Source organism: Nonomuraea recticatena, assembly GCF_039533245.1.
GTDB classification, from domain to species: domain Bacteria; phylum Actinomycetota; class Actinomycetes; order Streptosporangiales; family Streptosporangiaceae; genus Nonomuraea; species Nonomuraea roseola.
Map to the genome: position 1 here is coordinate 41,491 of NZ_BAAATE010000009.1, position 24,701 is coordinate 66,191.

The window sequence follows — 24,701 nt, forward strand, 5'->3', positions numbered from 1 at the left end:
TTTGCCCGTGCTGGTGTGGTGGTCGCGGCTCTGGCCGTGATCTCCTCAGTGCGGGTGGAGGTTAGATGCTTTGCCCGTGCTGGTGTGGTGGTCGCGGCTCTGGCCGTGATCTCCTCAGTGCGGGTGGAGGTTAGATGCTTTGCCCGTGCTGGTGTGGTGGTCGCGGCCCTGGCCGTGATCTCCTCAGAACGGGCAAAGGTTAGACGCTTTGCCCGTTCTGGGGGGCGCGGCCCCAGAACGGGCAAAGCCATGTCAGAGAGTTCGTCGGACACGGATGATCTTGCGGCGTAGCCGTACATGTCTGCTGCCGTCGGGGTACAGTCGCACCCTGGCCAGTTCCCACTGCCCGTATTCAGCATGTTCGGTCAGCATCTGACGTGCGGCTTCACGCGACGTGTCGCGAGGGATATAGACATCCATGTAGGAGTAGGCCAGCACAGCGATTAGTCTCCAGGGTGAGTTAGGGAGCTACGGCACTCACTCGGCCTTATTCTGCGTCCTTGAGTGAGACAGTGACCCCGGGGGAAGGAAAATCCCCCGACACGGGTTACCTTTCAGATCTGTGCCCGCTCCCGGCAGGGGGATACGCAAGCGAACAGCGAGGTAGGAAGCAGCGTGCCAGCCAACAACGGCAGCGCCGGCGGAAACCGCCTGGTGATCGTCGAGTCGCCGGCCAAGGCGAAGACGATCGCGGGCTACCTTGGGCGCGGCTACATCGTCGAGTCCAGCATCGGCCACATCCGCGACCTGCCGGAGAAGGCAGATGACATCCCCGAGAAGTACAAGGGGGAGGCATGGGCACGCCTCGGCGTCAACGTCGACCATGAATTCGAGCCGCTCTATGTCGTCAATCCCGACAAGAAGGCTCAGGTCAACAAGCTCAAGCAACTGCTGAAGGACGCCGACGAGCTCTACCTCGCCACTGACGAGGACCGCGAGGGCGAGGCCATCGCGTGGCACCTGCGCGAGGTGCTCAAGCCCAAGGTGCCCGTGCACCGCATGGTCTTCCACGAGATCACCCCGCAGGCGATCCGCGACGCCGTGGCCAACCCGCGCGACCTCAACCTCCGGTTGGTCGACGCGCAGGAGACCAGGCGCATCCTCGACCGTCTCTACGGCTACGAGGTCAGCCCCGTGCTGTGGAAGAAGGTCAAGCCTCGTCTGTCCGCCGGCCGCGTGCAGTCGGTGGCCACTCGCCTGGTGGTGGAGCGCGAGCGCGAGCGCATGGCGTTCACCGCCGCCCACTACTGGGATCTGTCGGCGCTGTTCGACTCGGGCAAGCCCGAGGAGACGCCGCGCGACTTCACCGCCACGCTGACCGGCGTCGACGGCAAGCGCGTCGCGCAGGGCCGCGACTTCGGCTCCGACGGGCGCCTCAAGAACGCCAACGTGCTCCACCTGTCCGAGCAGGCCGCCGGTGAGCTGGCGGGGCGGCTCAGGGGCGCGTCGTTCGCCGTCAGGTCGGTGGAGCGCAAGCCGTACACCCGCAAGCCGTACGCGCCGTTCAGGACGACCACGCTGCAGCAGGAGGCCAGCAGGAAGCTGGGCTTCTCGGCGAAGTACACGATGCAGGTGGCCCAGCGGCTCTACGAGAACGGTTTCATCACCTACATGCGTACCGACAGCATCACGCTGTCGGAGACCGCTGTCGCCGCCGCCAGGTCACAGGCCATCAAGCTGTACGGCTCGGCGTACGTGCCCGACAAGCCGCGCTCCTACGCCAGCAAGGTGAAGAACGCGCAGGAGGCGCACGAGGCGATCCGTCCTTCGGGCGAGGAGTTCCGCACGCCTGGCGAGACCGGGCTGAGTGGCGACATGTTCCGCCTGTACGAGCTGATCTGGCAGCGCACCGTCGCCTCGCAGATGAAGGACGCGGTCGGTGAGTCGGTCACCGTGAAGGTCGACGGCGGCGGCGCCGAGTTCACCGCCTCCGGTCGCACGATCACCTTCTACGGCTTCCTGAAGGCGTACGTGGAGAGCTCGGACGATCCCTCCACCGACCGCGACGACTCGGAGAAGCGGCTGCCGAACCTGGCCGAGCGCGACCCGCTCGACCTCAGCAGGCTCGACGTCTCCTCGCACTCGACCAAGCCGCCCGCCCGCTACACCGAGGCGTCGCTGGTCAAGGAGCTGGAGGACCGCGAGATCGGTCGTCCCTCGACCTACGCGTCGATCATCGGCACGATCCTCGACAGGGGCTACGTGTTCAAGAAGGGCACCGCGCTGGTGCCCTCCTTCCTGGCCTTCGCGGTGGTCAACCTGCTGGAGCAGCACTTCGGCAACCTCGTCGACTACGACTTCACCGCCGAGATGGAGAAGGTCCTCGACGACATCGCCAACGACAGGGCCGAGCGCGTTCCCGAACTGCAGCGCTTCTACTTCGGCCAGGAGGGCGACGAGGGCCTGAAGGAGATGGTCACCGACCTCGGCGAGATCGACGCCAAGGAGATCAGCTCCTTCCCCATCAGGGACAGCGACATCGTGATCAGGGTGGGCCGCTACGGTCCCTACCTCGACCGCGAGGGCGTCCGGGTCAACATCCCCGAGGACATGACGCCCGACGAGCTGACCTCGGACAAGGCCGAGGAGTTGTTCTCCCGTCCGACGGGCGACCGCGAGCTGGGCAAGGACCCGGTGAGCGGGAACATGATCGTCGCCAAGGACGGCCGCTTCGGGCCCTACGTGACCGAGGTCCTGCCCTCCGAGCAGGAGGACGTGGCTCCGAAGAAGCGGACGAAGAAGGCCGACGCTCCGAAGCCGCGCACCAGCTCGCTGTTCAAGTCGATGTCGCTCGACACCATCACGCTGGACGACGCGCTCAAGCTGCTGTCGATCCCGCGCGTGGTCGGCCGGCTCGACGGCGAGGAGGTCACCGCGCAGAACGGCAAGTTCGGGCCCTACATCAAGAAGGGCACCGACTCGCGGTCGATCGGCTCGGAGGAAGAGCTGTTCACGATCACGATCGAGCAGGCCAAGGAGCTGTTCGCGCAGCCCAAGCAGCGCGGTCGCCGTACGGCCGCCGCCGCGCCGCTGCGCGAGCTGGGCGACGACCCCAACTCCAAGAAGCCGGTCGTGGTCAAGGAGGGCCGTTTCGGGCCCTACGTCACCGACGGGGAGACCAACGCCTCGCTCCGCAAGGGCGACACGGTCGAGGACATCACCATCGAGCGGGCCGCCGAGCTGCTGGCCGAGCGGCGCGAGCGCGCTCCCGCGCCGAAGAAGAAGGCTCCGGCCAAGAAGGCCGCGACCACGACCAGGAAGAAGCCTGCCGCCAAGTCCTGAGAGGGCTCTCAGGGCCGCCCACACGAGTGTCGGTGCCGGCTCGTAGCATGGCGCCGTGGTCTTCGGATTGGTGCTGACGCTGGCCGTCGCAGGGGTGCACTACTACCTGTGGCGGCGGCTGGTGCGCGGCACCACCCGCCCTGGCCGGGCTCGCAGGGTGCTCACCTGGTCGTTGGCCGGGCTCGGCGCGCTGGTGCCGGTCACGCTGGCGGCCTCGAGGTCGGAGTTCGGCCACTGGCTGGCCTGGCCGGGGTTCTTCTGGCTGGCGGTGATGTTCTACCTCGTCGTCTTCCTCGTGCTGCTGGAGATCCCGAGGGGCGTGGCGGCGGTGCTGCTGCGCCGCAGGGCGCCGATGGTCCAGGCGCTCACAGTCCCGCCTGCCGTACCGGAGGGGCCGCCTGCCGTACCTTCGGTGCCCGCGGCCGAGCCCGATCTGGTCAGCAGGCGGCTGTTCCTGGGGCGCGCCACGGCCGCGGTAGCGGGCGTGGGCGCGCTGGCCACGGTCGGGTACGGCATCAGCACCGCGCTCGGCGCGCCGGTGGTGGAGCCGGTCAGGATCGCCCTGCCCAGGCTCGACCCGCGCCTGAGCGGGCTGCGGTTCGCGGTCGTGAGCGACATCCATCTGGGGCCGCTGACGGGGCTGCGGCACACCGAGCGGATCGTCCGCATGATCAACGAGCTCGACGCCGACGTGGTGGCGATCGTCGGTGACCTGGTCGACGGCACGGTCGCCGAGCTGGGGCCGCTGGCCGAGCCGCTCAAGGAGCTCCAGTCGCGCTACGGGTCCTACTTCGTGACGGGCAACCACGAGTTCTACACGGCCAACGGTCCCGGCGAGTGGATGGCCGAGCTCGAGCGGCTGGACGTGCGGCCGCTGCGCAACGAGCGGGTGGAGATCATCCATCGAGGAGCGGTGCTCGACCTGGCCGGCGTCGACGACGTCACAGGAGAGCCCGACTTCGAGCGGGCGCTGGGCGGGCGCGACCGGTCGAGGTCCTCGGTCCTGCTGGCGCACCAGCCGGTCCAGGTGGCCAAGGCGGCCGGCTACGGGGTCGATCTGCAGCTGTCGGGCCACACCCACGGCGGCCAGATGGTGCCCTTCAACCTGATCGTCCCGATGCAGCAGCCGGTGGTCTCCGGGCTGGCGACCGTCGACGGCGTTCAGGTGTACGTCACGAGAGGGGCGGGATTCTGGGGGCCACCGGTACGCGTGGGTGCGCCTCCTGAGATCACGCTGGCCGAACTCACCCACGTGGGGGGTTCTTAGGTATTACCCTCAGGCCACGAGCAGCCGGGCATTTCCGGCTCGCCCCCCGAACCCCCCTGGATACGCTACGACCATGACCATCCGCAGACCGGCCCATGTGCTGGCCATCGCTCCCTTTCGCCGGCTGTGGATGGCCATGTCCGTCTGCAGCCTCGGCGACTGGCTCAACATCCTCGCCCTGACCGCTCTGGCCGGAAACCTGACGGCAGGGCAGGGTTTCCAGACCCAGTCCCTCGCCGTCGGAGGCGTCTTCCTCGCCAAGATGCTGCCCGCGATCCTGCTCGGGCCGCTGGCGGGGGCGTTCGCCGACCGCTTCGACCGGCGGCTGACCATGGTCGTGGCCGACCTGTCGCGCTTCGCCCTGGTGCTGACGATCCCGCTGATCGGCGTCTACCAGTGGGTGATCGTCGCGACCCTGCTGGTCGAGTGCGTGAACCTGTTCTGGGTGCCTGCCAAGGACGCCACGGTGCCCAACCTGGTGCCCAAGGAGCGGCTCGAGCAGGCCAACCAGCTCAACCTGCTCGTGACGTACGGCACGGCGCCCGTCGCGGCGCTGCTGTTCGCCGTGCTCTCGCTGACCGGGGACATGGCGCGCTCGACCGTGCCCGCGCTGTCGTGGCTGCAGCCGACGGATCTGGCGCTGGGCATCAACGCGGTCGCCTACCTGGTGTCGGCGGCGCTGATCTTCACGCTGCGCGACCTGCCCAGGCGCGACGGCGGCATCTCGACGCCCTCGGTGCTGAAGCAGATCGTCGAGGGCTGGCGCTTCGTGGGCCGCGACCAGCTGGTGCGCGGGCTGATCGTGGGCATGCTGGGCGCGTTCGCCGCGGGCGGCGCGGTCATCGGCGTGGCGAAGGTCTATGTCGTCTCGCTGGGCGGCGGCGACGCGGCCTACGGCGTCGTGTTCGGCGCGGTCTTCGTCGGCATGGCCGCGGGCATGTTCTTCGGGCCGAGGCTGCTGGCCGGGCTGTCGCGGCGGCGGCTGTTCGGGCTGGCGATCACCGTGGCCGGTCTGACGCTGGCGGCCATCGCGCTCATCCACAACCTGGTGATCGTGGTCATGCTGACCGTGGCGCTCGGCGCCTGCGCGGGCATCTCGTGGATCATCGGCTACACCCTCATCGGCCTGGAGGTCGAAGACTCCCTGCGCGGGCGGACGTTCTCCTTCCTGCAGTCCACCGCCCGCGTCACGCTCCTGCTCGTGGTCGCAGTGGCCAGCCCTGTCGCCGGCTTGTTCGGCACCCACCTGGTGGGCGCCTACGTCTTCGACGGCGCTAATCTGGTGCTGCTGGTCGGCGGAGTGCTCGCGATGGTCGTCGGCATGCTGGCGTTGCGCCACATGGACGACAGGCGAGGTGTGCCACTCACGGAGGACCTGCTCGCCGCGCTGCGCGGCGAGCGTTACGCGCCGGGGGTCGTGGAAGAAGTGCCGGGGGTGTTCATCGCCTTCGAGGGCGGCGAGGGTTCGGGGAAGACGACGCAGTCGAGGCTGCTGGCGATCTGGCTGCGCGACCAGGGCTTCGATGTCGTGCAGACGAGGGAGCCAGGCTCGACCAAGGTCGGCATGCGGCTGCGCGCGATCCTGCTCGACGCGGCGGAGAAGGGGCTGTCGGCCAGGGCCGAGGCGCTGCTCTACGCCGCCGACAGGGCCGAGCACGTCGAGAAGGTGATCAGACCCGCGCTCCACAGGGGGGCGCTGGTGATCACCGACCGCTATGTCGACTCCTCGCTCGCCTACCAGGGCGCGGGCAGGGCGCTCGACCCCTCCGACGTGTCCAAGGTCAACGCCTGGGCCACGGGCGGCCTCGTGCCGCACCTGACCGTGCTGATCGACACCCCGCCCTCGATCGGGCTGACCAGGCTGGGTGGGGCCGCCGACCGGATCGAGTCCGAGCCGCTCGACTTCCACGAGCGGGTGCGCAAGGAGTTCCGCTCGCTGGCGGCGGCCGCGCCCGAGCGCTACCTCATGGTCGACGGCACGCTGTCGCAGAATGAGATCAGCAGGATCGTCCAGGACAGAGTGCGCGAGATCCTGCCCGACCCGGTGCCGAGCGAGTCCGAGGACATCACCGGCACCATGCCCGCCATCCGCGACTAACCTTGGGCCGGTGAGCGTCTTCGACGACCTGGTGGGCCAGGAGCAGGCTTCAGCCGTACTCTCGCGGGCAGCCCACGCCGCAGCGGAGGCGGTCGCGGGCGGGCGGGGCGCGGGCATGACGCATGCCTGGCTCTTCACGGGGCCGCCAGGATCGGGCCGCGAGGACGCGGCGCGTGCGTTCGCCGCGGCGCTGATGTGCCCTTCGGGCGGCTGCGGCCACTGCGACCAGTGCCATCAGGTGTTGATCGGCTCGCACCCCGATCTCGAGGCCGTCAAGCCGGAGGGGCTGTCCTACAGCGTCAAGCAGACCCGCGAGCTCATCCTGCGCGCCGCGGGCGCCCCCACCCAGGGCCGGTGGCGGGTCATCCTGTTCGAGAACGCCGACAGGGTCACGGAGTCGGCGGCCAACGCGCTGCTCAAGGCCATCGAGGAGCCGCCTCCCCGCACGGTCTGGCTGCTGTGCTCGCCCGCTCCCGACGACATGATCATCACGATCAGGTCCAGGTGCAGGGTCGTCAGCCTCGTCACGCCCTCGGGCGAGGCCGTCGCGCACGTGCTGGCCACCCGCGACGGTGTGCCGTGGGAGATGGCCACCTTCGCCGCGCGGGCCTCTCAGGGCGACCTCGCCCGTGCCCGCCTGCTCGCTTCCGACGAGGGCGTACGGCGGCGCCGCGACGCCGTGCTGGCGATCCCCCGTTCGCTGAGCGGGGTGGGGGAGTGCATCACGGCGGCCGAGCGGCTGGTGAAGACCGCCGAGGAGGAGGCCGCCGCGGCCACCACGCTCCTCAACGAGAGCGAGACGACGGACCTGCGCAGGCTCTACGGGGAGGGCTCCACGGGCAAGGGCCTGAACAGAGGGCTGGTCAGGGGCGGCGCCGGGGCGTTGAGGGAGCTGGAGGACCGGCAGAAGTCGCGCGCCACCCGCGTGAAGCGCGACTCCCTGGACGGCGCGTTGCTCGAGCTGGTGTCGTACTACCGCGACGTGCTGGCGATGCAGCTCGGGGCGACGGTGGAGCTGGCCAACGACGACCATCGGTTCGAGCTCGACTCGATCGCCAGGGGGTCGACGGCCGAGGAGACGCTGCGGCGGATCGATGTGATCATGCAGTGCAGGGAGCGGCTGGCGGCGAACGTGAACCCGCAGATCGCGGTGGAGGCGATGATGCTGGGCCTGCGCCGCCCCTGAGCTTGGCTCCCAGGGAGTCCTCGGCCCGTCGTCTTCCGGTTCCTCGTCTTCCGGCGTTCCGTCCTCGGACTCGGTTGAAAGGTTTCCGCCTTCGTCGAAGGGTCAGGCGGCCAAACTCGCCGCATGACCCGAGCAGCAGATGCCGTCCCCAAGCGTCTCTGTGATGTGGAAGTCGAACTGCTCCCTCGCCGGGAGCTCGTGGATGTGGCGACGCTCTTCGCCGAGCACCACCTGGGCCTCGTACGGCTGGCGCTGATCATGGTCGGCGACCGGGCGACGGCCGAGGACGTCGTCCAGGAGGCGTTCGCCCGCACCCACGCGGGGCGGGCGAGGCTGCGAGATCCGGACAGTGCGCTGGCCTACGTCCGTTCTGCCGTGCTGAACGGCTGTAGGTCCGTGCTGCGGCGGCGGGCCACGGTGTTCAGGCGGGCGGTGCCGTACGAGCCGCCGGTCTGGTCGGCCGAGAGCGCCGCACTGCTCGGTGAGGAGCGCAGGGAGGTGCTCGTGGCGCTGCGGGGGCTGCCGCAACGCCAACGTGAGGCGCTGACGTTGCGCTACTACTTCGACCTCACCGACCAGGAAGTGGCCGCCGCCATGGGCGTGAGCGGGAGCACCGCCAGATCCACCATCGCCAGGGGCCTGTCGGCCCTGGCCCGCGCACTTGGGGAGGACGCATGAACAGCCCGATGGAAGACCGCCTTCGTGATGCCTTGGTCTCGGCCGGCGCCACGGTCGAGCCCGAGACTCTGACGCCGCTGCGGACACCCGACCGGCACCGGCGTTTCCGGGTCGATCTGCGCCTGGTGGCGGTGGCCGCCGCGGTGGCCGGTGTGGCCATGTTCCTCATGCTCAGGCCGACGCACCATGACGCTCCTGTGCTGGCGGCGGGCATGGTGCCGATGAGCTGGAGCGAGGGAGAGCCGGAGATCTCGGTGTACCTGTGCAAGCCCGACTCCCCGTTCCCCGCCTGCACGGACGATGTGCCCCCTGACCGCGGAGCCATCGAACAGGCCCTACGAGCGAGGCCGGAGGTGAAGTCCGTGATGTACGAAGATCAACAGGCCGCTTACGAGAAATTCCGGCAGTCTCAGGTGGGCCACGAGGGCAGGCTTCTCGAGCTCGTCACAGCCGCCGACATGCCCGAATCGTTCCGCCTGAACATGCGACCGGGGACCGATTGGTCGGCTGTGATCGAAGCGGCGTACGGGCTCGACGGTGTGGCCACGGTGATCAACAACGTGTGCGTAGAGAAGCGGGCTGAGCTGTTCGAGGTCATCAAGGAAAAGATCTTCGGATCGGATGACGAGGTCTGCGTGACTCCCTAACGGGGCAGAGCCTCTCGTAGGGTGGGGGCGAAGGCCGTCCGAACCTCGAGGCCGTCAGGAGGCGAGCGCGAGCCTATGGGAATGATCATGGCCGTGAGCTTCACCCGTTACGGAAGGCTCTACTACCTCGATCCCGGCGGGCACACCCCCAAGGTGGGCGACAAGGTGCTGGTGCCCACCGACTCGGGCCCGGAGGTCGCCGAATGTGTGTGGGCGCCGCAGTACACCAGCGAGGAGATCGACGGCCTGCCCGTCTGCGCGGGGCTCGCCGCCGACGACCACCTCACGCGCGACGAGACCAACAAACGCAGGCGCGCCGAGGCCCGGAGCGTTGCCAAGCGGCTCATCAAGCGCCACACGCTGCCGATGAAGGTGGTGGGCGTCGACTACCTCGACAACGACAACGTCTACACGGTCTACTTCTCCGCTCCGCACCGTGTCGACTTCCGCGCGCTCGTCCGAGACCTGGCCCGCAACCTGCGGGCCAGGGTCGAGCTGCGGCAGATCGGCCCCCGCGACGAGGCGAGGCTGCAGGGCGGCATCGGTCCGTGCGGGCGTGACCTGTGCTGCGCCACCTTCCTCAAGGACTTCGAGCCTGTCTCGGTACGCATGGCCAAGGACCAGGACCTCCCGGTCAACCCGCTGCGCATCGCGGGGGCCTGCGGCAGACTGATGTGCTGCCTGAAGTACGAGCACCCGCTCTACCAGGAGTTCAGGGCCACCGCGCCGCGCGTCGGCCTGGCGGTCGACACGCCTGAAGGTGCGGGGACCGTGGTGGGGCACAACGTCCCCAGCGACTCGGTGGTGGTCAGGCTCAACGACGGCGGGCGGAGATGCTCGTGCTCGAAGGCCAGCGTGTGCGCCCCCCGCAAGGCGTACGACTCGACCTACGGCCCCGACGACCAGCCCCCAGCCGGTGAGTCCTGAGGACTGACGGACGGACGGCGTGCGGTGAACGCCGGGTCAGGCCGAGGAGGCGCGAGGGAGTGACGTGAGGATGCGGCGGGGACGGCCATGGCGTCGCGCGGTCGTCATGGCCGTCTGCGTGACCCTGACGCCCATCGGATGCGGTGCCGACCCGCCGCCCCCGAACGTCTACGATCAGCGGCTGACCTGGGACGACTGCGGCGACGGGTTCGAGTGCGCCAAGCTCAGGGTGCCCCTCGACTACCGCGACCCACAGCGCGAGGAGCTGTCCATCAGCGTGATCCGCCTGCCCGCCACCGGCGACAGGATCGGCTCGATCGTGATCAATCCCGGCGGTCCCGGCGGATCCGGCATCGACTACGGCAGAGCGGCGCGCTCCGTGCTCAGCCCTCAGGTGCGCGACCGGTTCGACGTGGTCGGCTTCGACCCGCGCGGCGTCGGCGAGTCCGCGCCGGTGGAGTGCCTCAGCGACAAGGAGCTCGACGCCTTCCTGGCACTCGACGCGACCCCCGACTCCCCGGCCGAGCTGACCGCCCTGGAGAAGGCCTCCCGCCGGTTCGCCGACGGCTGCCGGGCCATGTCCCCTCGCCTGCTCCCGCACATCGGGACGGCGAGCGCGGCGCGCGACATGGACGTCCTCCGCGCCGCCCTCGGCGACGAGCGCCTGACCTACCTCGGCAAGTCGTACGGCACCCACCTGGGCGCCGTGTACGCCGACCTGTTCCCCGCCAGGGTGCGCGCGCTCGTCCTCGACGGGGCGGTCGACCCCGCCCTGAGCCGCGTGGAGATGAACGAGGGACAGGCGGAGGGCTTCGCCGTCGCCTTCAGGGCCTACGCGGAGGACTGTTTCACCATCCCCGACTGCCCGTTGACCAGCCGTACCGTGGACGGAGCCGTGGCGGAGCTGTCGGGGCTGCTGCGCCGTACGGACGGCAGCCCCCTGCGCGGCGAGGGACGCGAGGTGACCGAGGCTCTCGCCACGCTGGGCGCGCTGACGCCCCTCTACGACCGGCGCTCGTGGCCCGTGCTGACCGAGGCGCTGCGCCAGGCCTCGTCCGGTGACGGCACCCTGCTCCTGCACAGCGCCGACCAGCTCGTCGGCCGCTCCCAGGACGGCACCTACTCCAACCAGACCGAGGCCAACATGGCCATCAACTGCGTCGACAGCCCCTATCCCCGCCAGCTGTCAACCTTCGTGAAGGCGGCGAAGCAGGCCGAACAGCGGACGCCCGGGTTCGGGGCGTACGTGATGTGGAGCACGCTGCCGTGCGCGTTCTGGCCCGTCCCCGCGAGCGAGCACAACCGGCCACTGGTTGCTCGCGGCGCACCCCCGATCCTGGTCGTGGGCACCACCCGCGACCCGGCCACGCCGTACGGCTGGGCCCGCGCGATGGCCTCGCAACTGGAGTCCGGAGTGCTCGTCACCTTCGAGGGCGACGGACACACCGCCTACCTGAACGGATCGTCCTGCGTGGACGCCACGGTGGACGCGTATCTGGTGTGGGGGCGCGTTCCGGAGGACGGCATGCGGTGTCCTGAGATCGAGTGATCAGAGGGCGCGAGGACCCCTCAGGCTCCTGTAGACTTCAACACGCCGTATGGCGCGCCGCCTTAGCTCAGTCGGCCAGAGCACTTCACTCGTAATGAAGGGGTCTCGGGTTCGAATCCCGAAGGCGGCTCCAGATCAGAAGGCCCTCACGTGATCGTGGGGGCCTTCTGCGTGCCCGGGTGCGTGATCACCGCTCCAGCTCGTGACTCGAGGGCCGGACGTCGCCGCGTCGAGCGGCGTGCCGACCGTTGAGGCGAGGACTGACTGCCGCTGATCGGCTGTCGCCGCTCGGTCCTGATCCCTTCGGTAGTCCTCGCGAGCGCCTCGGGCGACGGGTGGTCGGACGAGCCGTACGGCACCAGGGGGACCAACGCCTGATCCCGGTCCTCGGGGTGCCGGACGATGAGGACCCTCCGCGGATCAGGGGCGACCGCAAGAGCGGTCCGGTTAGTCCTGGTATGCCAAACTTCCTCCATACATGGCACAGATGGGCGGCATGGGGCTTGTGGAGCTGCGGGACATCGAGATCTTCCTGACCTTGGCCGAGGAGCTGCACTTCGGCCGTACCTCCGAGCGGCTGCACGTCTCTGTGGCCCGGGTCAGTCAGGCGATCAAGAAGCAGGAACGAGCCATCGGTGCCGAGCTTTTCGCGAGGAACAGCCACAGCGTCCGGCTCACGCGGCTGGGTGAGCAGTTGCGGGACGATCTGCGTCACCTGCATCAGGGCCTGACGCACAGCCTGGAGCGGGCACGGCTGGCCGCACGCGGCAAGACCGGCACACTCCGAGTGAGCCTGTTCCCGGCCAACATCCAGGAGCTGCGCCGCTACTTCGAGACCTTCCGTGCCCGGCACCCCCAGTGGGAGCTGCGCCTGCGGGTGTCGGCCTACCCGGATCCGTTCGCCCAGCTACGCAACGGGGAAGTCGACATCCTGGTCACCTGGCTGCCGATCGAGGAGCCCGACCTGACCGTGGGTCCGCTGCTCTTCGCCGAGCCGAGGGTGCTGGCTGTGGCCGGTGACCATGCGCTCACGCGATGGTCCTCGGTCTCCCTGGAGGCGGTCAGCGACTTCCAGCACATCGCCGTCAAGTCCATGCCCAGTTACTGGTTCGACCACTACGTCCCGGAGCTCACGCCCAAGGGCCGCCTGATCGAGCGCACCGCCGACGTGGCCAACGTCGAGGAAATCTTCATGCACACGGTCCTGGGAGAGGCCGTCGCCCTCTTCCCTGTCCACGTGACCCGGTACTACGCCCGCCCCGACATCGCCTACCTGCCTGTCAAGGACATGGATGTGCTGCCGTACGGGCTGGTGTGGCTCAGCGCCGCGGAGAACGACATGATGCGCGCCTTCGCCCGCGTCGTCCGCGACCTGGGACCGCTGCCCGACTGAGATCGTCCGTACGGCCGGCATGCGGCCCCCCGGCCCGGCGTCAGGCGGATCTCGACGTCGTGGATCTCCAGCGTGTCCTCCCCGGCGTGAAGTCTGCGGTTAACGCAGCGTTGCAAGATCAGGCATTGCCCCGGCCAGGCCGTACCGGCACCCTTGATCCAGGGCGAATCACCTCATAGGACGGAAACCGTGGCAAACAACTGCATACGAGCAGAAACATGAACATTGTCGCCTCAACGGTCGTCTTCACCGTCGACGATCCGGCAGGCTCCCGCCACTTCTTCACCACCTATCTGGGCTTCCGCGAGGTGCTCGCCACCCCGGATTTCACCTGGCTGAGCCGCGACGATGCGGCCGCCGACATCCTGCTGCGCCAGCGCGATCTCGAACAGCCGCGAGAGCGGATCGCGCAGCCGGTGGTGGTCTTCGCGGTCACCGATCTGGCCAAGGAATACGAACGCCTGAGCGTCGAGGGCGCACCCATCACCAGGCAGTTGCGACGCAAGCCGTGGGGTGAGGCGCTGATGCGTCTCACCGACCCCAACGGCATCGTCGTCGAGCTGACCGAATGGATCGCCCCCGGCGGCCATCCCGACGTGGGCTGATCCTGGCCTGCCATGCCGTACACGCTGGGGCTGATGATTGACAGCGGCGTGCTGACGGTGGCGATCCCGCTCCTCTGAGATGGATCGACGGCGTGCTGACGGTGGCGACCCCGCTCTTCAGAGATGGATCCACGACGTGCTGACGATGACGTGCTGACGATGGTCATCTCGCTCCTTGAGGTGGGTGGGCAGCGGGGTGCTGACGGTGGCGACCCTGCTCCATCTGGGATGGACCGAAAGATCATCGGAGCCCTCGACCTGGTTGACCGGCCCTCGCGCTGACCATGCGGGGTCGTGTCAGCCGCGGCGTCAGGACGGCGGCGGCCCGGTATCAGGCCGGTCGGCGATGGTTCATGCCATGAGCGGTTCAGCGATCGCGGCTTCGGGGCCGCGAAAGGCAGGCAAGGACAAGATCGTGCTCGACGGCGTCGACCTGGATGTCCGGCGGGGAAACCGAGCCGGAATATGAGCGCCACGGGCCATCAGGCCCAGCTCGCCGAGGCCATGGGCGTCACGCCCGGACCGGTCTCACAGATCGAGAACACTGTGCGAAGGAGATTCATGATGGAAAAGGGCAACAGCGGCTTCTCCGAGACGGGGCTGCGTAGGATGCGCGAGGTGCTGGGACGGCATGTCGAGTCGGGGAAGATTCCCGGGCTTGTCGCCCTGGTCAGCCGTGGCGGTGAGACGCATGTCGAAGCGATCGGGACGATGCGCCATGAGGGTGGCGCGCCGATGCGCCGGGACACGATCTTCCGGATGGCGTCGACGTCCAAGCCGGTTGCGATGGCGGCGGCGATGGTGCTGCTCGACGAGTGCCGGCTGCGGCTGGATGACCTGGTGGATCAGTGGCTGCCCGAACTCGCCGACCGGCAGGTGCTGAAGCGGATCGACGGCCCGCTGGACGACACCGTGCCGGCGCGTCGGCCGATCACCGTGCGGGACCTGCTGACCTCCACGTTCGGGCTCGGCATGGACATGACGGCGCTCGGCGCTCCGATCATGGGTGCGATCTTCGAGCAGGGGCTCACGCCCGATCTGCCGGAGCCGATGCCCGGGCCGGATGAGTGGATGCGCCGCCTCGGCACGCTTCCGCTGATGTACCAGCCCGGAGAGCGCTGGCAGTACCAGATCAGCCACGACGTCCTCAGCGTGCTCGTCGCCAGGGTCACGGGCCAGTCGTTCGAGACGTTCCTGCGCGAACGCATTTTCGATCCGCTGGGGATGAAGGACACCGCCTTCCACGTGCCCGCCGACAAGATCGACCGACTGCCGGCCCTCTACGCCCCCGACGCGCAGACCGGAGAGTTCCACGTGTGGGACGAGGCCGAGGGTGGACGGTGGAGCAAGCCACCGGCGTTCCAGGGCAGCGGCGGCGGGCTGGTCTCCACCGTCGACGACTACCACGCCTACTTCCAGATGCTGCTGAACGGCGGGACGCACGGGAGCGAGCGGATCCTGTCCAGGCCCGCCGTCGAGCTGATGACCACCAACCGCCTCACGCCCGAGCAGAACGCCGCCCGCAACGCCATGGCGACCAACAACGTCCACCTGTCGTTCGGTCAAGGGCAGCACGGCGGCTGGGGCATGGGGATGGCGGTGCGCACCTACCGTGGCGACTACGCGTCCATCGGCCAGTTCGGCTGGGATGGCGGAAGCGGCACCTCGACCTACGCCGACCCGGACAAGCAGCTCACCGGAATCCTGCTCACCCAGGTCGGGATGTCAGCCCCCAACTCGGCGCGGCTGATCCACGACTTCTGGACCACGCTCTACCAGGCGATCGAAGACTGAGACCACGCCTGCACGCCGGTACGCCCGCGCCTGGTACGCCCGCCCTCAATCCATGACACCCGACGGGCGGCCCTGGTGGCCGCAACCGTCGACATCTCGGCCCCGTTGTCTGAGGCCCGGTCGCCCGAGGGTGAGATCCCCTCGGGCGATCACGACCCCAGCCATCCAGATACCCCGGACAGCCACAGGGCCGCCGCACTCCCCGTCTCGTAACAACCTCGAAGGAGCACACCCCCATGTCCATCATCCTTACCGACCAGGACAAGCTCACCCTGCGGACCGCCGCTTGGGGCGCCGTCTCGCTGATGTCCGCCGCCGGCGCCGCAGGCTCGGCCCACAAGGCCGCCACTGAGGGCTCCATCGCCCTGACCTCCGCGACCGGTCCGGTCGGGCACGTGCTCACCAAGGCGCCCAAGGGCGTGAAGTACGGCAAGTCCGTGGCCGAACTCGCCGACCAGGTACTGCCGGCTCTGACGGAAGGCATGAGCCTGCTCAGGAAGCAGGATGCGGCAGAGGCCGACAACTTCCGCCGCACCGTCATCGTCGCCGTCGAAGCAGCCGCCCAGACCCACAAGGGCGAGCCCAGCCCCACCATGGCCGAGATGGCCCGCAAGATCACCGAGGCCCTCGACGCCGCTTGATCAGATGTCGGCCTGCGCAGCTACCGCTGGTCAGGGCCCCTGTGACGCGGCGACGTGGCAGGTCAGGAAAGGACGAGCCCGGGGGGCGACCAAGCCGCGCCGGTCGACCCGGCTCGTCACCGCCGATGAGATGCCGAGCTGCTCAACGTGCACAGGGGCCGGGGCCGTCCACATGACGTCCGCAGACGCGGCCACGGGATGTCCGGCCACCAGGACCGCGCTCCACCAGCGGTCCGTTCCATCGAATTCTCATTGAAGGAGCACACCACCATGTCCACCACCTTCACCGGCCAGGATCGCCCGGAGCTGCAGAAGGCCATCGAGGAGATCGTCGAGTCCGGTTTCGTCGGGATGACGCTGCGCGTGAACGATGAGCGGGGCGAGTGGGTCGGCAGCGCCGGGTTGCGCGAGCTGGGCGAGAGCGCCAAGCCGCCGATCGACGGACACGTCCGGATCGGCAGCGTCACCAAGACCTTCACCGCGACCCTGGTGCTGCAACTGGTGGCCGAGGGCAAGGTCGAGCTGGACACCCCGGCGGATGACTACCTGCCCGAGTTCGGGTTGGACCGGCGGATCACGGTGCGGATGCTGCTGCAGCACACCAGCGGGGTGTTCAACTTCACCGGCGAGGTCTACGAGGACGGGACGGTAGCACCGGGGATCACCTGGTCGGGCCAGGAGTGGGTGGACAACCGGTTCAAGGCCCACCGGCCGGAGGAGCTGGTAGGGCTGGCGCTGTCCAAGCCGTCGCGGTTCGAGCCTGGGACGGACTGGAGCTACTCCAACACCAACTACGTGCTGGCCAGACTGCTGATCGAGAAGGTCACCGGCCGCACCTACGCCGAGGAACTGCAGCGGCTGATCCTGGGCCCGCTCGGGCTGTCGGGCACCGTGGCGCCGACCACCCAGACGGAGATCCCCGAGCCGCACGCCCACGCCTACTACCGCTACGAGGAGGCCGGCCAGGAGAAGACGGTCGACGTCACCCGCCAGAACCCCTCCTGGATCTCCAGCGGCGGCGACATGATCTCGACCACGCAGGACCTGCGGACGTTCATCTCGGCGCTGGTGGGCGGCAAGCTGCTGCCGGCGTCGCTGCTGGCCGAGATGTGCACGCCTGAGCCCAAGGTCGGCTACGGCCTGGGGGTGTTCGTGCAGGACAACGGCTGCGGCGGCACCCTCATCACCCACAACGGCGGCCACGCGGGGCTGATGTACAGCACGCCCGACGGCAGCAAGACCCTGACCGCCTCGCTGAACTATGTGGACGACGCCGCACTGTCCATGGGTGTGGCGTTCCAGAAGGCGACGCAGAGGCTCGTCAACGAGGTGTTCTGCGGCGGGCAGGCCGGAGCGCCTGACGAGACGGCCGAGCCGACGAGCTGAGCACCTCGCACCCGTACGCCGGGCCAGGCCGGCCCACTGAAGAACGCGTGTTCAGTCGAGGATCGCGGTGGCTTCGACCTCGACCAGGTGGTCGGGTACGTCCAGTGCCGCGACGCCCAGCAGCGTGGCCGGCGGTACCGGGGTGACCCCCAGCTTCGCGGCCGCCCGAGTGACCCCCTCCAGGAGCAGGGGCATCTTGTCGGGGGTCCAGCCGACGACGTAGACGGTCAGTTTCGCCACGTCGTCGAAGGAACCGCCGACCCCGGCAAGAGCGGCGCCGATGTTGAGGTAGCACTGCTCGACCTGGGCGGCCAGGTCGCCTGCGCCGACCGTGACCCCCTCGGCATCCCAGGCGACCTGCCCGGCGATGAAGACCAGCTTCGACCCGGTCGCGATCGACACCTGCCGGTAGACGTCGATCTCCGGCAATCCGCTGGGGTTCACCAGGGTGATGGCCATGCTGCCTGCCTTCTTCTCACGAGAGCCCGTGGACGAGCTACCGAGACCCCTTTGGTCTCTTGTGGTTACTGGATAACCGTAGGAGAGTGTTCGCTGACATGGAAGAACGCACTTTTCAGTGACTGGGGAACCCTATGGTGACCAAGCAGTTCAAGGGCTCGCCCGACGAAGCAGACCTCACGCGTGCGGACTCCCTGGCGCGGGAGATCTTCTCGGACGTCGCCAACAAGTGGGCGCTCCTGATCATCGAGGCTCTGGGTGAAGGCACCCTGCGCTTCGGCCAGTTGCGGGATGAGATCGCGGGCATCAGCCACAAGATGCTCACCCAGAACCTGCGCATGCTGGAGCGAAACGGCCTGGTCGAGCGGAACGTGCACCCCACCGTGCCGCCGCGCGTGGAGTACACCCTCACCGAGCCGGGCCAGGCCCTGCGAGAGACGGTCCATGGCATGTGCGACTGGACCCACCGGTACCTCAGCCACATCGTCGCCTCCCGCCGCCGCTTCGACGCCTGACGGGTGGACGCCGCCGCGGCCGTGACCGGCGATCTCCAGCGACTCGCCTCACATGGACAGGAACGCCGCCGCCCTGTCCCGGCGGGACGCGGCCGACCGCGTGACGAACCGGCGCGGCGGCGTTGACAGGGTGGGGCCGGCTGGTGAGGCTGGACGGGAGAGCCTGACCGGGCAGCCTTCTCGTACGGAGCTCTGATGGATGGCACTGTCGCTGTCGTGACCGGGGCCGCGCGCGGTATCGGGCGGGGCATCGCCCTCGTGCTCGGCGAGGCAGGGGCGATCGTCTACGCCGCCGACCGTGAGAGCCGCGACCATCGTCACTCCGCACTGCCCGGCACCATCGAGGACACCGCCGAGCAGGTGACCGCGCGCGGCGGCATCGGCATTCCGGTGCGCGTCGACCACGATGACGACAAGACCGTCGAGTCGCTGTTCGAGCGGGTGCGCGTCGAGCAGGGCGGGGTCGATCTACTGGTGGCCAACGCCTGCAACGGCAACGCGCTGCCCTTCGCCGGTGGTCCGTTCTGGACGCTGCCGCTCGAGCACTGGCACAACATGATCGACATCGGGGTCCGCAGTCACCTCGTGACGGCCTGGTACGCGGCGCCCCTGCTGATCGAGCGGCGAGGGCTGGTCGTCCTGACCGGGTACACCGATCCTGACGCCGAGGTGATCGCCGGTCACCTCTTCTACGACCTGGCCATGACGAGCGTCAGTCGCCTGGCCCGCTCACTGGCTCATGACCTGCGCCCGCACGGGGTCACGGCGCTCGCCGTCTCTCCAGGGTTCACCCGCACCGAGGCGATCATCGCGACGCTCGGTGACGACGTGCCGGGCGGTGACTCGGTCGAGTTCCCCGGCCGCGCCGTCCGCGCCCTGCTGGAGGATCCCGACGTGGGGCGGCACGCGGGCCTGACCCTTCCCGTCGCCGACCTTGCCAGGGAGTACGGCTTCAGCGACATCTGATCGCTGGGTCGGGCGCGGACCGGGGGAGCGGCTCCGGCCGAGCAGTGGTGCCGAGCGAGGCGAGATCAAGGATGTGGTGGTCAGGTGAGGAGGCCGCGTTGGTACGCCACGGCCACTGCCGCCGCCCGATCGTTGACGCCGAGCTTGGTGTAGATGTGCAGCACGTGTGTCTTGACCGTGGCCTCGCTGATGAACAGCCGCGCGGCCGCCTCACGGTTGGTGGCGCCCTGGGCGATCAGCTCCAGGATCTCCCGTTCCCGCGCGCTCAACGGGTCCGCGGGTGTGCGCACCTGGCTGAGCAGACGGGTGGCGACCGAGGGGGACAGCACGGCCTCACCGCGGGCCGCCGCTTCGACCGCGCGCATCAGCTCCTCGCGCAGGGCGTCCTTGAGCAGGTAGCCGGTGGCGCCGGCCTCGATGGCGGGCAGGACGTCGCTGTCGGTGTCGTAGGTGGTGAGCACCAGGACGCGGGCGGCGATGCCCAGCCTGACCAGCTCCTTGATGGCCGAGACGCCGTCCATCCTGGGCATGCGCAGGTCCATGAGGATCACGTCGGGTTCCAGCGTGCGCGCCAGTTCGACGGCCTGGGCGCCGTCACCCGCCTCGCCGAGCACCTCGAAGCGCGGATCGCCGGTGAACATGCCGCGGATGCCGTCCCGCACGATGGGGTGGTCGTCGGCGATCAGCAGGCGGATGGGGGAATCAGGCACTGGGGTTCTCCCTGAGGATGGCCGGGAGGCTCGCGGAGATCGCGGTGCCCGCGCCGGGCTCGGACTCGATCTCCAGGGTGCCCGCCAGGCGGCTCACGCGCCGGCGCATCGACGTCAGGCCGAAGCCGCCGCCGTCCTTGGCGCGTTCGGGGTCGAAACCGGCGCCGTCGTCGCGGACGTCCAGGGTGACCAGATCGTCCATGTACGACAGGGTCAGCCCGACACGCGTGGCCTCCGCGTGCTTGGCCACGTTGGCGAGCGCCTCCTGGGCGGTACGGAGCACCGTCACCTCGACCTCGGGATGCATGGGGCGGACCGTACCAGTCGTGGTGAGATCGGCGCGCACCCCGTGGAGGTTCGACCACGCGGAGGCGACCTCCGCCAGCGCGTCGGGCAGGCGCGCCGACTCCAGCGGGCCCGGCGCGACGGCGTGCACGGACCTGCGCGCCTCGGCGAGGCTCTCGCGCGCCAGACGCGTGGCGTTGTCGATGTGGCGCTGCCACTCGCCGCCCTCCCTGGCTTGGGTGGCCGCCTGGAGCTGGGTGATGATGCCGGTCAGTCCCTGGGCGAGGGTGTCGTGGATCTCGCCCGCCATGCGCTGGCGCTCGTCGAGCACGCCGGCCTCCCGCGCCTGGATCAGCAGCTGGGCGTGCAGTCCTGCGTTCTCCCTCATCGTCGCCTCGAGCTGGGACACCATGCGCTTCCGCTCGGCGCTGCGCTCGGCCGTGACGTCGCCGACGAAGCTGAACAGCCCGACCAGGGCCACAATGGCGGCGACGAAGAACAGGTAGCTGAGGATCGCGGTGGGAGTGGGCTCGGGCGGGCCACCCCCGTAAGCGACGATGCTGATCGCCGCCGTGGCGGCCACGCCGACGAACCTCCACATCCCGCGCAGGAGCTGCCACGAGTGCAGGTATCCGGTGAAGGCGAAGAAGCTGGCGAACCAGATGCCGCGCATGCTGAGCGCCGCGATCAGGATGACCAGGCCGGCGATGTAGAGCGCGGGCCACCTGGTCATCAGCGCGACCCACCCGGCGGTCAGTACGGCCAGGCCGAGCGTGACCAGGCGGTAGTCCGCCGAGTGGGAGCCGGTGAGCAGGAACAGCGCCGTGGAGACAGCGAGCAGCACGTACGGCACCGCCGCCATGAGGCGGTCGAGGCGCCCTTCCCATGTGTCGAGGCGCGTCGGCACGATCACTCCCAGCGGAAGAACTTGGCGGCCGCGACGCTGATGATCACGGCGTACGCGGCCATCACGCCCAGCAGGAGAAGGTTCGGCGAAGCGCCCGCCCAGACGTCCTGAAGGGTCTGCCGGAAAGCGCCCAGAGGGGTGTATTCGCCGATGCGGGCCAGGATAACCGGCATCTTGTCGGCGGGCTGCATCAGCCCGGCGAGGAAGGCCATCGGGAAGTACAGCAGCACGCCGACACCGTTGGCGGTGCGTCCGTTCGGGGCGACGGCCGCGATGAGCAGGCCGATGGCGAACATGGCGGCCGTGCCGAGCGCGAAGGCGACGACGACGGGCACCACCCTGGTGGGCAGATGGGCGCCGAGGACGGTGCCGGCGACGGCGATGAGCAGCGCGCAGGCGGTGACGGCGAGGACGAGCTGGAGGAGCAGCTGCACGATCAGCAGGTTTCGCGGGCGCACCGGGGTGGTGGACAGCCGTCGCAGGATGCCCCTCTCCCTGTACGTGGCCAGGGTGGTGGGCACGAGGTACAGGCCCACGAGTCCCACGGCGATCGCCAGTGTCATCGGCAGGAGCACCGTGTCTCCTGGCGGGATCGAGCTTCCGAAGATCACCAGGATGAAGAGGGGAAGGAGGATCGTGAACATCGAGCCGGGCTCGCGCACCAGCAGCTTCAACTCGACGACGGTGAGCTTGCTCATGGAGGTTCTCCTCAGAGGCAGGGCGAAGGGCGAGTCAGGGCGACTCGGAGGTAGGGCGAAGCGCGAGTCGGGCGACTCGGAGGTAGGACGAGGGGAGTCGGGGGCGACTCGGAGGTGGAGGGAGTGGCCGGTCGGAGAGGCTCAGAGGTGGAGGGAGCGGCCGGTGAGGGCGACGAACGCGTCGTCGAGGGTGCGCTTGTCGATGCGGAGGTCGGCGACCATGACGTGGTTGCGGGCCAGGGCGGCGGTGACGGCGGTGGCGAAGTCGCCCCTGCCCGTGACGACCACCTGGTCTCCCTTCGTGGTCACGCCGGTCACGCCGGGGACCTCGCTCAGGATCGAGGCGTCTCCTGTCATCAGCCTGAACCGCATCTGGTGCTCGGCGTCGACCCCGTCGATCAGGCCCGCGGGGGTGTCGAGGGCGACGATGTCGCCGCCGTCGAAGACGGCGACCCTGTCGCAGAGCTCCTCCACCTCGTCCATGAAGTGGCTGACCAGGACCACGGTCACGCCGGACGCGCGGACCTGCTTGATCACCTCCCACGTGGCGCGGCGGGCCTGCGGGTCGAGCCCCGTGGTGAGCTCGTCGAGGAAGGCCACCTTGGGGTTGCCGACCAGCGCCAGCGCGATGAACAGCCGCTGCTTCTGGCCGCCGGAGAGCTTCCCGAACCGGGCGTTGCGCTTGTCGGCCAGCCCCCACTGCTCCAGCAGCTCGCGCCAGTCGCGCGGGTTGGCGTAGAAGGAGGCGTAGAGGTCGAGCGCCTCCCAGACCTTGATGTTCTCCGGCAGCTGCGTGTGCTGGAGCTGGACGCCGATCAGCTCGCGCAGCTCGCGGCCGTCCTTGATCGGGTCGAGCCCGAGCACCCTGATCGTCCCCCCGTCGGGGCGACGCAGGCCCTCCACGCACTCCACGGTGGTGGTCTTTCCCGTGCCGTTGGGGCCGAGGATGCCGAAGATCTCGCCCTCCTCCACGGAGAAGGAGATCCCGTTCAGAACCGTCTGGCCCGCGTACCTCTTGGTGAGGTCGGTGACTTCGATGACTGCCATGGCTCAAGCCTCGTGCGTGGGCTCTTCCGGCGAATCGCCCCTCCGGCCATGAACGGCCGTGGATGCGACTGACCCTGAGATCCACCGTTCGGTTGATGGCGGGCCCCGGGGTGGGCGCGATAAGTGAACCGTTGACTGGGGGCCCTTGCGCCAGGCGTCATCAGGAGTTAATTCTTAGGAAGGTTTCCTTTTAGTTACCCCCCCGGGAGCTCCCGTGACCAAGAGAACCGCTGCCTTAGCCGCAGGCACAGCCGCCCTCGTCCTCCTCCCCGCCGGCGCCGCCAACGCCCACGGCACGATGTCCAACCCGCCGAGCCGCGTCTACGTCTGTAAGAACGAAGGCCCCGAGGCGCCCAAGTCCGCCGCCTGCAAGGCCGCCGTGGCCGCGGGCGGGACCCAGGCCTTCTACGACTGGAACGAGGTCTCCCTGCTCGAAGCGGGCGGACGGCACCGCGAGATCATCCCCGACGGCAAGCTCTGCAGCGCGGGCCGCGACAAGTACCGCGGGCTCGATCTGCAGCGCGCCGACTGGCCCGCCACCTCGGTACGGCCAGGCAGCTTCACGCTCACCTACCACGCCACCGCGCCGCACTCCAACAGCAACTTCGAGTTCTACATCACCCGCGACGGCTGGAACCCGACCATGCCCCTCAGGTGGTCGGACCTGGTCCACCTCAGGACGTTCAACGGCCAGAACCCCACCACGTTCACCAACTGGACGCTCAACCTGCCGCAGCGCTCGGGGCGGCACATCCTCTACTCGATCTGGCAGCGCGTCGTCGGCAGCAACGAGGCCTTCTACACCTGCTCGGACGTGGACTTCGGCGGCGGAGGCGGCAACCCGACCCCCACTCCGACGCCGACCCCCACGCCGACCCCGACACCGACTCCCACGCCGACCTCGACAGTCCCCTCGGGCACGTGGCAGGCTGGCAAGGCCTACAAGGGAGGTGACCGCGTGACCTACGCCGGTCTGTCCTACGAGTGCCTGCAGCCGCACACGGCCATCGCCGGGTGGGAGCCGCCCAACGTCCCCGCGCTGTGGAAGCGCGTCTGATCGCAGCCCTCGCCGCGGCCCTGTTCCTCGGAGCGGGCTGCGGCGAGCCGCCACCTGAGCAGGTCAACGTCGACGACGTGATGTTCCTGCAGATGATGATCCCGCACCACAAGCAGGGCATCGAGATCGTACGGCTCGCCGGCCCCAAGGCCACCAGCCCCGCGGTGCGGAACCTGGCCGCGGCGATCGAGCAGACCCAGACCACCGAGGTCCAGACGATGACCAGGTGGCTGACCGAGTGGGACCAGCCGCTCACCGCCCCGACCGACGCCCACGCCGGGCACGGCGGCTTACCCGAGACCGACAGGGAGCGCATCGCCGCCGTGAAGAACGAGCGCGACCTGATCAACCTGCTGATCGCGCACCAGGATGACGCCGTCCAGATGGCCAGGGTCGAGGTCTACAACGGCGAGAGCCCCAAGGTGAAGGAGTGGGCCAAGCAGGTCGAGGCGTCCCGCGAGGCCCAGATCGACCTGATGCTCAGCGTGCTGGAACAGTGACGAACGCGGTCACGGCCCGCGCGTAGGTCGTCGAAGGACGGCCCGGTCCGCCGCTCGACCACGAACGCCCCCCTGAGGCCGGCCGCGCCGGCACCCCCTGCTGC

The 24,701-nt window shown here is 69.1% G+C and carries 24 protein-coding genes and 1 tRNA gene; 19 read left to right on the top strand and 6 right to left on the bottom strand.

All coding sequences use genetic code 11. The annotated features are described in order from the left end of the window. The coding region (locus ABFX50_RS19255) for a hypothetical protein (RefSeq protein WP_346148590.1) at positions 1-291 on the top strand (291 nt) is incomplete at its 5' end. On the opposite strand, the gene ABFX50_RS19260 is transcribed toward ABFX50_RS19255, so the two are convergent. After that, complete coding sequence (locus ABFX50_RS19260; RefSeq protein WP_221242102.1) at positions 253-420, bottom strand: DUF5703 family protein; 168 nt, start codon at positions 418-420, stop codon at positions 253-255. The two genes, ABFX50_RS19255 and ABFX50_RS19260, sit on opposite strands and share 39 nt — an antisense overlap. 195 nt (positions 421-615) lie before the next feature. Between ABFX50_RS19260 and topA the strand changes: the two genes are divergently transcribed. From topA to ABFX50_RS19330, 14 genes are all read left to right on the top strand, one after another. Then, positions 616-3,282 carry a type I DNA topoisomerase gene (gene topA / locus ABFX50_RS19265; protein ID WP_346148165.1) on the top strand — a complete coding sequence of 889 codons (2,667 nt, stop codon included), beginning with the start codon at positions 616-618 and terminating at the stop codon, positions 3,280-3,282. Between the two features lie 55 nt (positions 3,283-3,337). Next, positions 3,338-4,549: a metallophosphoesterase gene (locus ABFX50_RS19270; protein WP_346148167.1), complete on the top strand. Its 1,212-nt coding sequence runs from the start codon at positions 3,338-3,340 to the stop codon at positions 4,547-4,549. 73 nt (positions 4,550-4,622) lie between these two features. Next, entirely contained in the window at positions 4,623-6,647 is a 2,025-nt protein-coding gene (gene tmk, locus ABFX50_RS19275; protein ID WP_346148169.1) for a dTMP kinase, read from the top strand. Between the two features lie 10 nt (positions 6,648-6,657). After that, positions 6,658-7,833 carry a DNA polymerase III subunit delta' gene (locus tag ABFX50_RS19280; RefSeq protein ID WP_346148171.1) on the top strand — a complete coding sequence of 392 codons (1,176 nt, stop codon included), beginning with the start codon at positions 6,658-6,660 and terminating at the stop codon, positions 7,831-7,833. A gap of 123 nt (positions 7,834-7,956) precedes the next feature. After that, the gene (locus ABFX50_RS19285) at positions 7,957-8,511 is read left to right on the top strand and encodes a SigE family RNA polymerase sigma factor (RefSeq protein WP_346148173.1); all 555 of its coding nucleotides are present in this window, start codon (positions 7,957-7,959) and stop codon (positions 8,509-8,511) included. Continuing rightward, positions 8,508-9,158 carry a permease-like cell division protein FtsX gene (locus ABFX50_RS19290; RefSeq protein ID WP_346148175.1) on the top strand — a complete coding sequence of 217 codons (651 nt, stop codon included), beginning with the start codon at positions 8,508-8,510 and terminating at the stop codon, positions 9,156-9,158. The genes ABFX50_RS19285 and ABFX50_RS19290 overlap by 4 nt, the downstream gene beginning before the upstream one ends. An 81-nt stretch (positions 9,159-9,239) precedes the next feature. After that, positions 9,240-10,085, top strand: coding sequence for a PSP1 domain-containing protein (locus ABFX50_RS19295; protein WP_346148178.1), 846 nt, complete (start codon positions 9,240-9,242; stop codon positions 10,083-10,085). Positions 10,086-10,155: 70 nt separating this feature from the next. Next, on the top strand, positions 10,156-11,634 hold the full coding sequence (locus ABFX50_RS19300) for an alpha/beta hydrolase (RefSeq protein WP_346148583.1): 1,479 nt from the start codon (positions 10,156-10,158) through the stop codon (positions 11,632-11,634). Positions 11,635-11,690: 56 nt separating this feature from the next. Beyond that, positions 11,691-11,767: transfer RNA gene (locus tag ABFX50_RS19305), tRNA-Thr, on the top strand. A 345-nt stretch (positions 11,768-12,112) separates the two neighbouring features. Further along, positions 12,113-13,027, top strand: coding sequence for a LysR family transcriptional regulator (locus tag ABFX50_RS19310; protein ID WP_346148180.1), 915 nt, complete (start codon positions 12,113-12,115; stop codon positions 13,025-13,027). A 218-nt stretch (positions 13,028-13,245) separates the two neighbouring features. Then, on the top strand, positions 13,246-13,632 hold the full coding sequence (locus tag ABFX50_RS19315; RefSeq protein WP_346148182.1) for a VOC family protein: 387 nt from the start codon (positions 13,246-13,248) through the stop codon (positions 13,630-13,632). A 564-nt stretch (positions 13,633-14,196) separates the two neighbouring features. After that, the gene (locus ABFX50_RS19320; protein ID WP_379506632.1) at positions 14,197-15,426 is read left to right on the top strand and encodes a serine hydrolase domain-containing protein; all 1,230 of its coding nucleotides are present in this window, start codon (positions 14,197-14,199) and stop codon (positions 15,424-15,426) included. 236 nt (positions 15,427-15,662) lie between these two features. Continuing rightward, positions 15,663-16,067, top strand: a complete 405-nt coding sequence (locus ABFX50_RS19325; RefSeq protein ID WP_346148186.1) for a hypothetical protein — start codon at positions 15,663-15,665, stop codon at positions 16,065-16,067. A gap of 270 nt (positions 16,068-16,337) precedes the next feature. Further along, positions 16,338-17,453, top strand: coding sequence for a serine hydrolase domain-containing protein (locus ABFX50_RS19330; RefSeq protein WP_346148188.1), 1,116 nt, complete (start codon positions 16,338-16,340; stop codon positions 17,451-17,453). A 51-nt stretch (positions 17,454-17,504) separates the two neighbouring features. On the opposite strand, the gene ABFX50_RS19335 is transcribed toward ABFX50_RS19330, so the two are convergent. Next, positions 17,505-17,912 (bottom strand): RidA family protein, encoded by a 408-nt coding sequence (locus ABFX50_RS19335; RefSeq protein WP_346148190.1) that lies wholly within the window; start codon positions 17,910-17,912, stop codon positions 17,505-17,507. Positions 17,913-18,046: 134 nt separating this feature from the next. Between ABFX50_RS19335 and ABFX50_RS19340 the strand changes: the two genes are divergently transcribed. Then, positions 18,047-18,427, top strand: a complete 381-nt coding sequence (locus ABFX50_RS19340; RefSeq protein WP_346148192.1) for a winged helix-turn-helix transcriptional regulator — start codon at positions 18,047-18,049, stop codon at positions 18,425-18,427. Positions 18,428-18,622: 195 nt separating this feature from the next. Further along, positions 18,623-19,393 carry an SDR family oxidoreductase gene (locus tag ABFX50_RS19345; RefSeq protein ID WP_346148194.1) on the top strand — a complete coding sequence of 257 codons (771 nt, stop codon included), beginning with the start codon at positions 18,623-18,625 and terminating at the stop codon, positions 19,391-19,393. An 80-nt stretch (positions 19,394-19,473) separates the two neighbouring features. Here ABFX50_RS19345 and ABFX50_RS19350 read toward each other — a convergent pair whose 3' ends face one another. The 4 genes from ABFX50_RS19350 to ABFX50_RS19365 form a co-directional block, all read right to left on the bottom strand. Continuing rightward, positions 19,474-20,103, bottom strand: a complete 630-nt coding sequence (locus ABFX50_RS19350; RefSeq protein ID WP_346148196.1) for a response regulator — start codon at positions 20,101-20,103, stop codon at positions 19,474-19,476. Next, positions 20,096-21,295 carry a sensor histidine kinase gene (locus tag ABFX50_RS19355; RefSeq protein ID WP_346148198.1) on the bottom strand — a complete coding sequence of 400 codons (1,200 nt, stop codon included), beginning with the start codon at positions 21,293-21,295 and terminating at the stop codon, positions 20,096-20,098. The genes ABFX50_RS19350 and ABFX50_RS19355 overlap by 8 nt, the downstream gene beginning before the upstream one ends. A gap of 2 nt (positions 21,296-21,297) precedes the next feature. Further along, positions 21,298-21,993, bottom strand: a complete 696-nt coding sequence (locus ABFX50_RS19360) for an ABC transporter permease (protein ID WP_346148200.1) — start codon at positions 21,991-21,993, stop codon at positions 21,298-21,300. 141 nt (positions 21,994-22,134) lie between these two features. Beyond that, positions 22,135-23,040 carry an ABC transporter ATP-binding protein gene (locus ABFX50_RS19365; RefSeq protein ID WP_346148202.1) on the bottom strand — a complete coding sequence of 302 codons (906 nt, stop codon included), beginning with the start codon at positions 23,038-23,040 and terminating at the stop codon, positions 22,135-22,137. Positions 23,041-23,254: 214 nt separating this feature from the next. Here ABFX50_RS19365 and ABFX50_RS19370 point away from each other — a divergent pair, with 214 nt between their 5' ends. Continuing rightward, positions 23,255-24,097: a lytic polysaccharide monooxygenase gene (locus ABFX50_RS19370; protein WP_346127843.1), complete on the top strand. Its 843-nt coding sequence runs from the start codon at positions 23,255-23,257 to the stop codon at positions 24,095-24,097. Beyond that, entirely contained in the window at positions 24,082-24,597 is a 516-nt protein-coding gene (locus tag ABFX50_RS19375) for a DUF305 domain-containing protein (protein WP_346148205.1), read from the top strand. The genes ABFX50_RS19370 and ABFX50_RS19375 overlap by 16 nt, the downstream gene beginning before the upstream one ends. Positions 24,598-24,701 lie beyond the last annotated feature (104 nt).

What these genes read in the sequence shown, in the direction of transcription:
- ABFX50_RS19320 (WP_379506632.1), top strand. Translation starts at nt 14,197, where the DNA reads ATGGAAAAGGGCAACAGCGGCTTCTCCGAGACGGGGCTGCGTAGGATG.
- ABFX50_RS19330 (WP_346148188.1), top strand. Translation starts at nt 16,338, where the DNA reads ATGTCCACCACCTTCACCGGCCAGGATCGCCCGGAGCTGCAGAAGGCC.
- ABFX50_RS19365 (WP_346148202.1), bottom strand. Translation starts at nt 23,040, where the DNA reads ATGGCAGTCATCGAAGTCACCGACCTCACCAAGAGGTACGCGGGCCAG.
- ABFX50_RS19335 (WP_346148190.1), bottom strand. Translation starts at nt 17,912, where the DNA reads ATGGCCATCACCCTGGTGAACCCCAGCGGATTGCCGGAGATCGACGTC.
- ABFX50_RS19290 (WP_346148175.1), top strand. Translation starts at nt 8,508, where the DNA reads ATGAACAGCCCGATGGAAGACCGCCTTCGTGATGCCTTGGTCTCGGCC.
- ABFX50_RS19325 (WP_346148186.1), top strand. Translation starts at nt 15,663, where the DNA reads ATGTCCATCATCCTTACCGACCAGGACAAGCTCACCCTGCGGACCGCC.
- ABFX50_RS19300 (WP_346148583.1), top strand. Translation starts at nt 10,156, where the DNA reads ATGCGGCGGGGACGGCCATGGCGTCGCGCGGTCGTCATGGCCGTCTGC.
- ABFX50_RS19315 (WP_346148182.1), top strand. Translation starts at nt 13,246, where the DNA reads ATGAACATTGTCGCCTCAACGGTCGTCTTCACCGTCGACGATCCGGCA.
- ABFX50_RS19345 (WP_346148194.1), top strand. Translation starts at nt 18,623, where the DNA reads ATGGATGGCACTGTCGCTGTCGTGACCGGGGCCGCGCGCGGTATCGGG.
- ABFX50_RS19360 (WP_346148200.1), bottom strand. Translation starts at nt 21,993, where the DNA reads ATGAGCAAGCTCACCGTCGTCGAGTTGAAGCTGCTGGTGCGCGAGCCC.
- ABFX50_RS19310 (WP_346148180.1), top strand. Translation starts at nt 12,113, where the DNA reads ATGGCACAGATGGGCGGCATGGGGCTTGTGGAGCTGCGGGACATCGAG.
- ABFX50_RS19295 (WP_346148178.1), top strand. Translation starts at nt 9,240, where the DNA reads ATGATCATGGCCGTGAGCTTCACCCGTTACGGAAGGCTCTACTACCTC.
- ABFX50_RS19285 (WP_346148173.1), top strand. Translation starts at nt 7,957, where the DNA reads ATGACCCGAGCAGCAGATGCCGTCCCCAAGCGTCTCTGTGATGTGGAA.
- tmk (WP_346148169.1), top strand. Translation starts at nt 4,623, where the DNA reads ATGACCATCCGCAGACCGGCCCATGTGCTGGCCATCGCTCCCTTTCGC.
- ABFX50_RS19260 (WP_221242102.1), bottom strand. Translation starts at nt 420, where the DNA reads ATGGATGTCTATATCCCTCGCGACACGTCGCGTGAAGCCGCACGTCAG.
- ABFX50_RS19340 (WP_346148192.1), top strand. Translation starts at nt 18,047, where the DNA reads ATGGTGACCAAGCAGTTCAAGGGCTCGCCCGACGAAGCAGACCTCACG.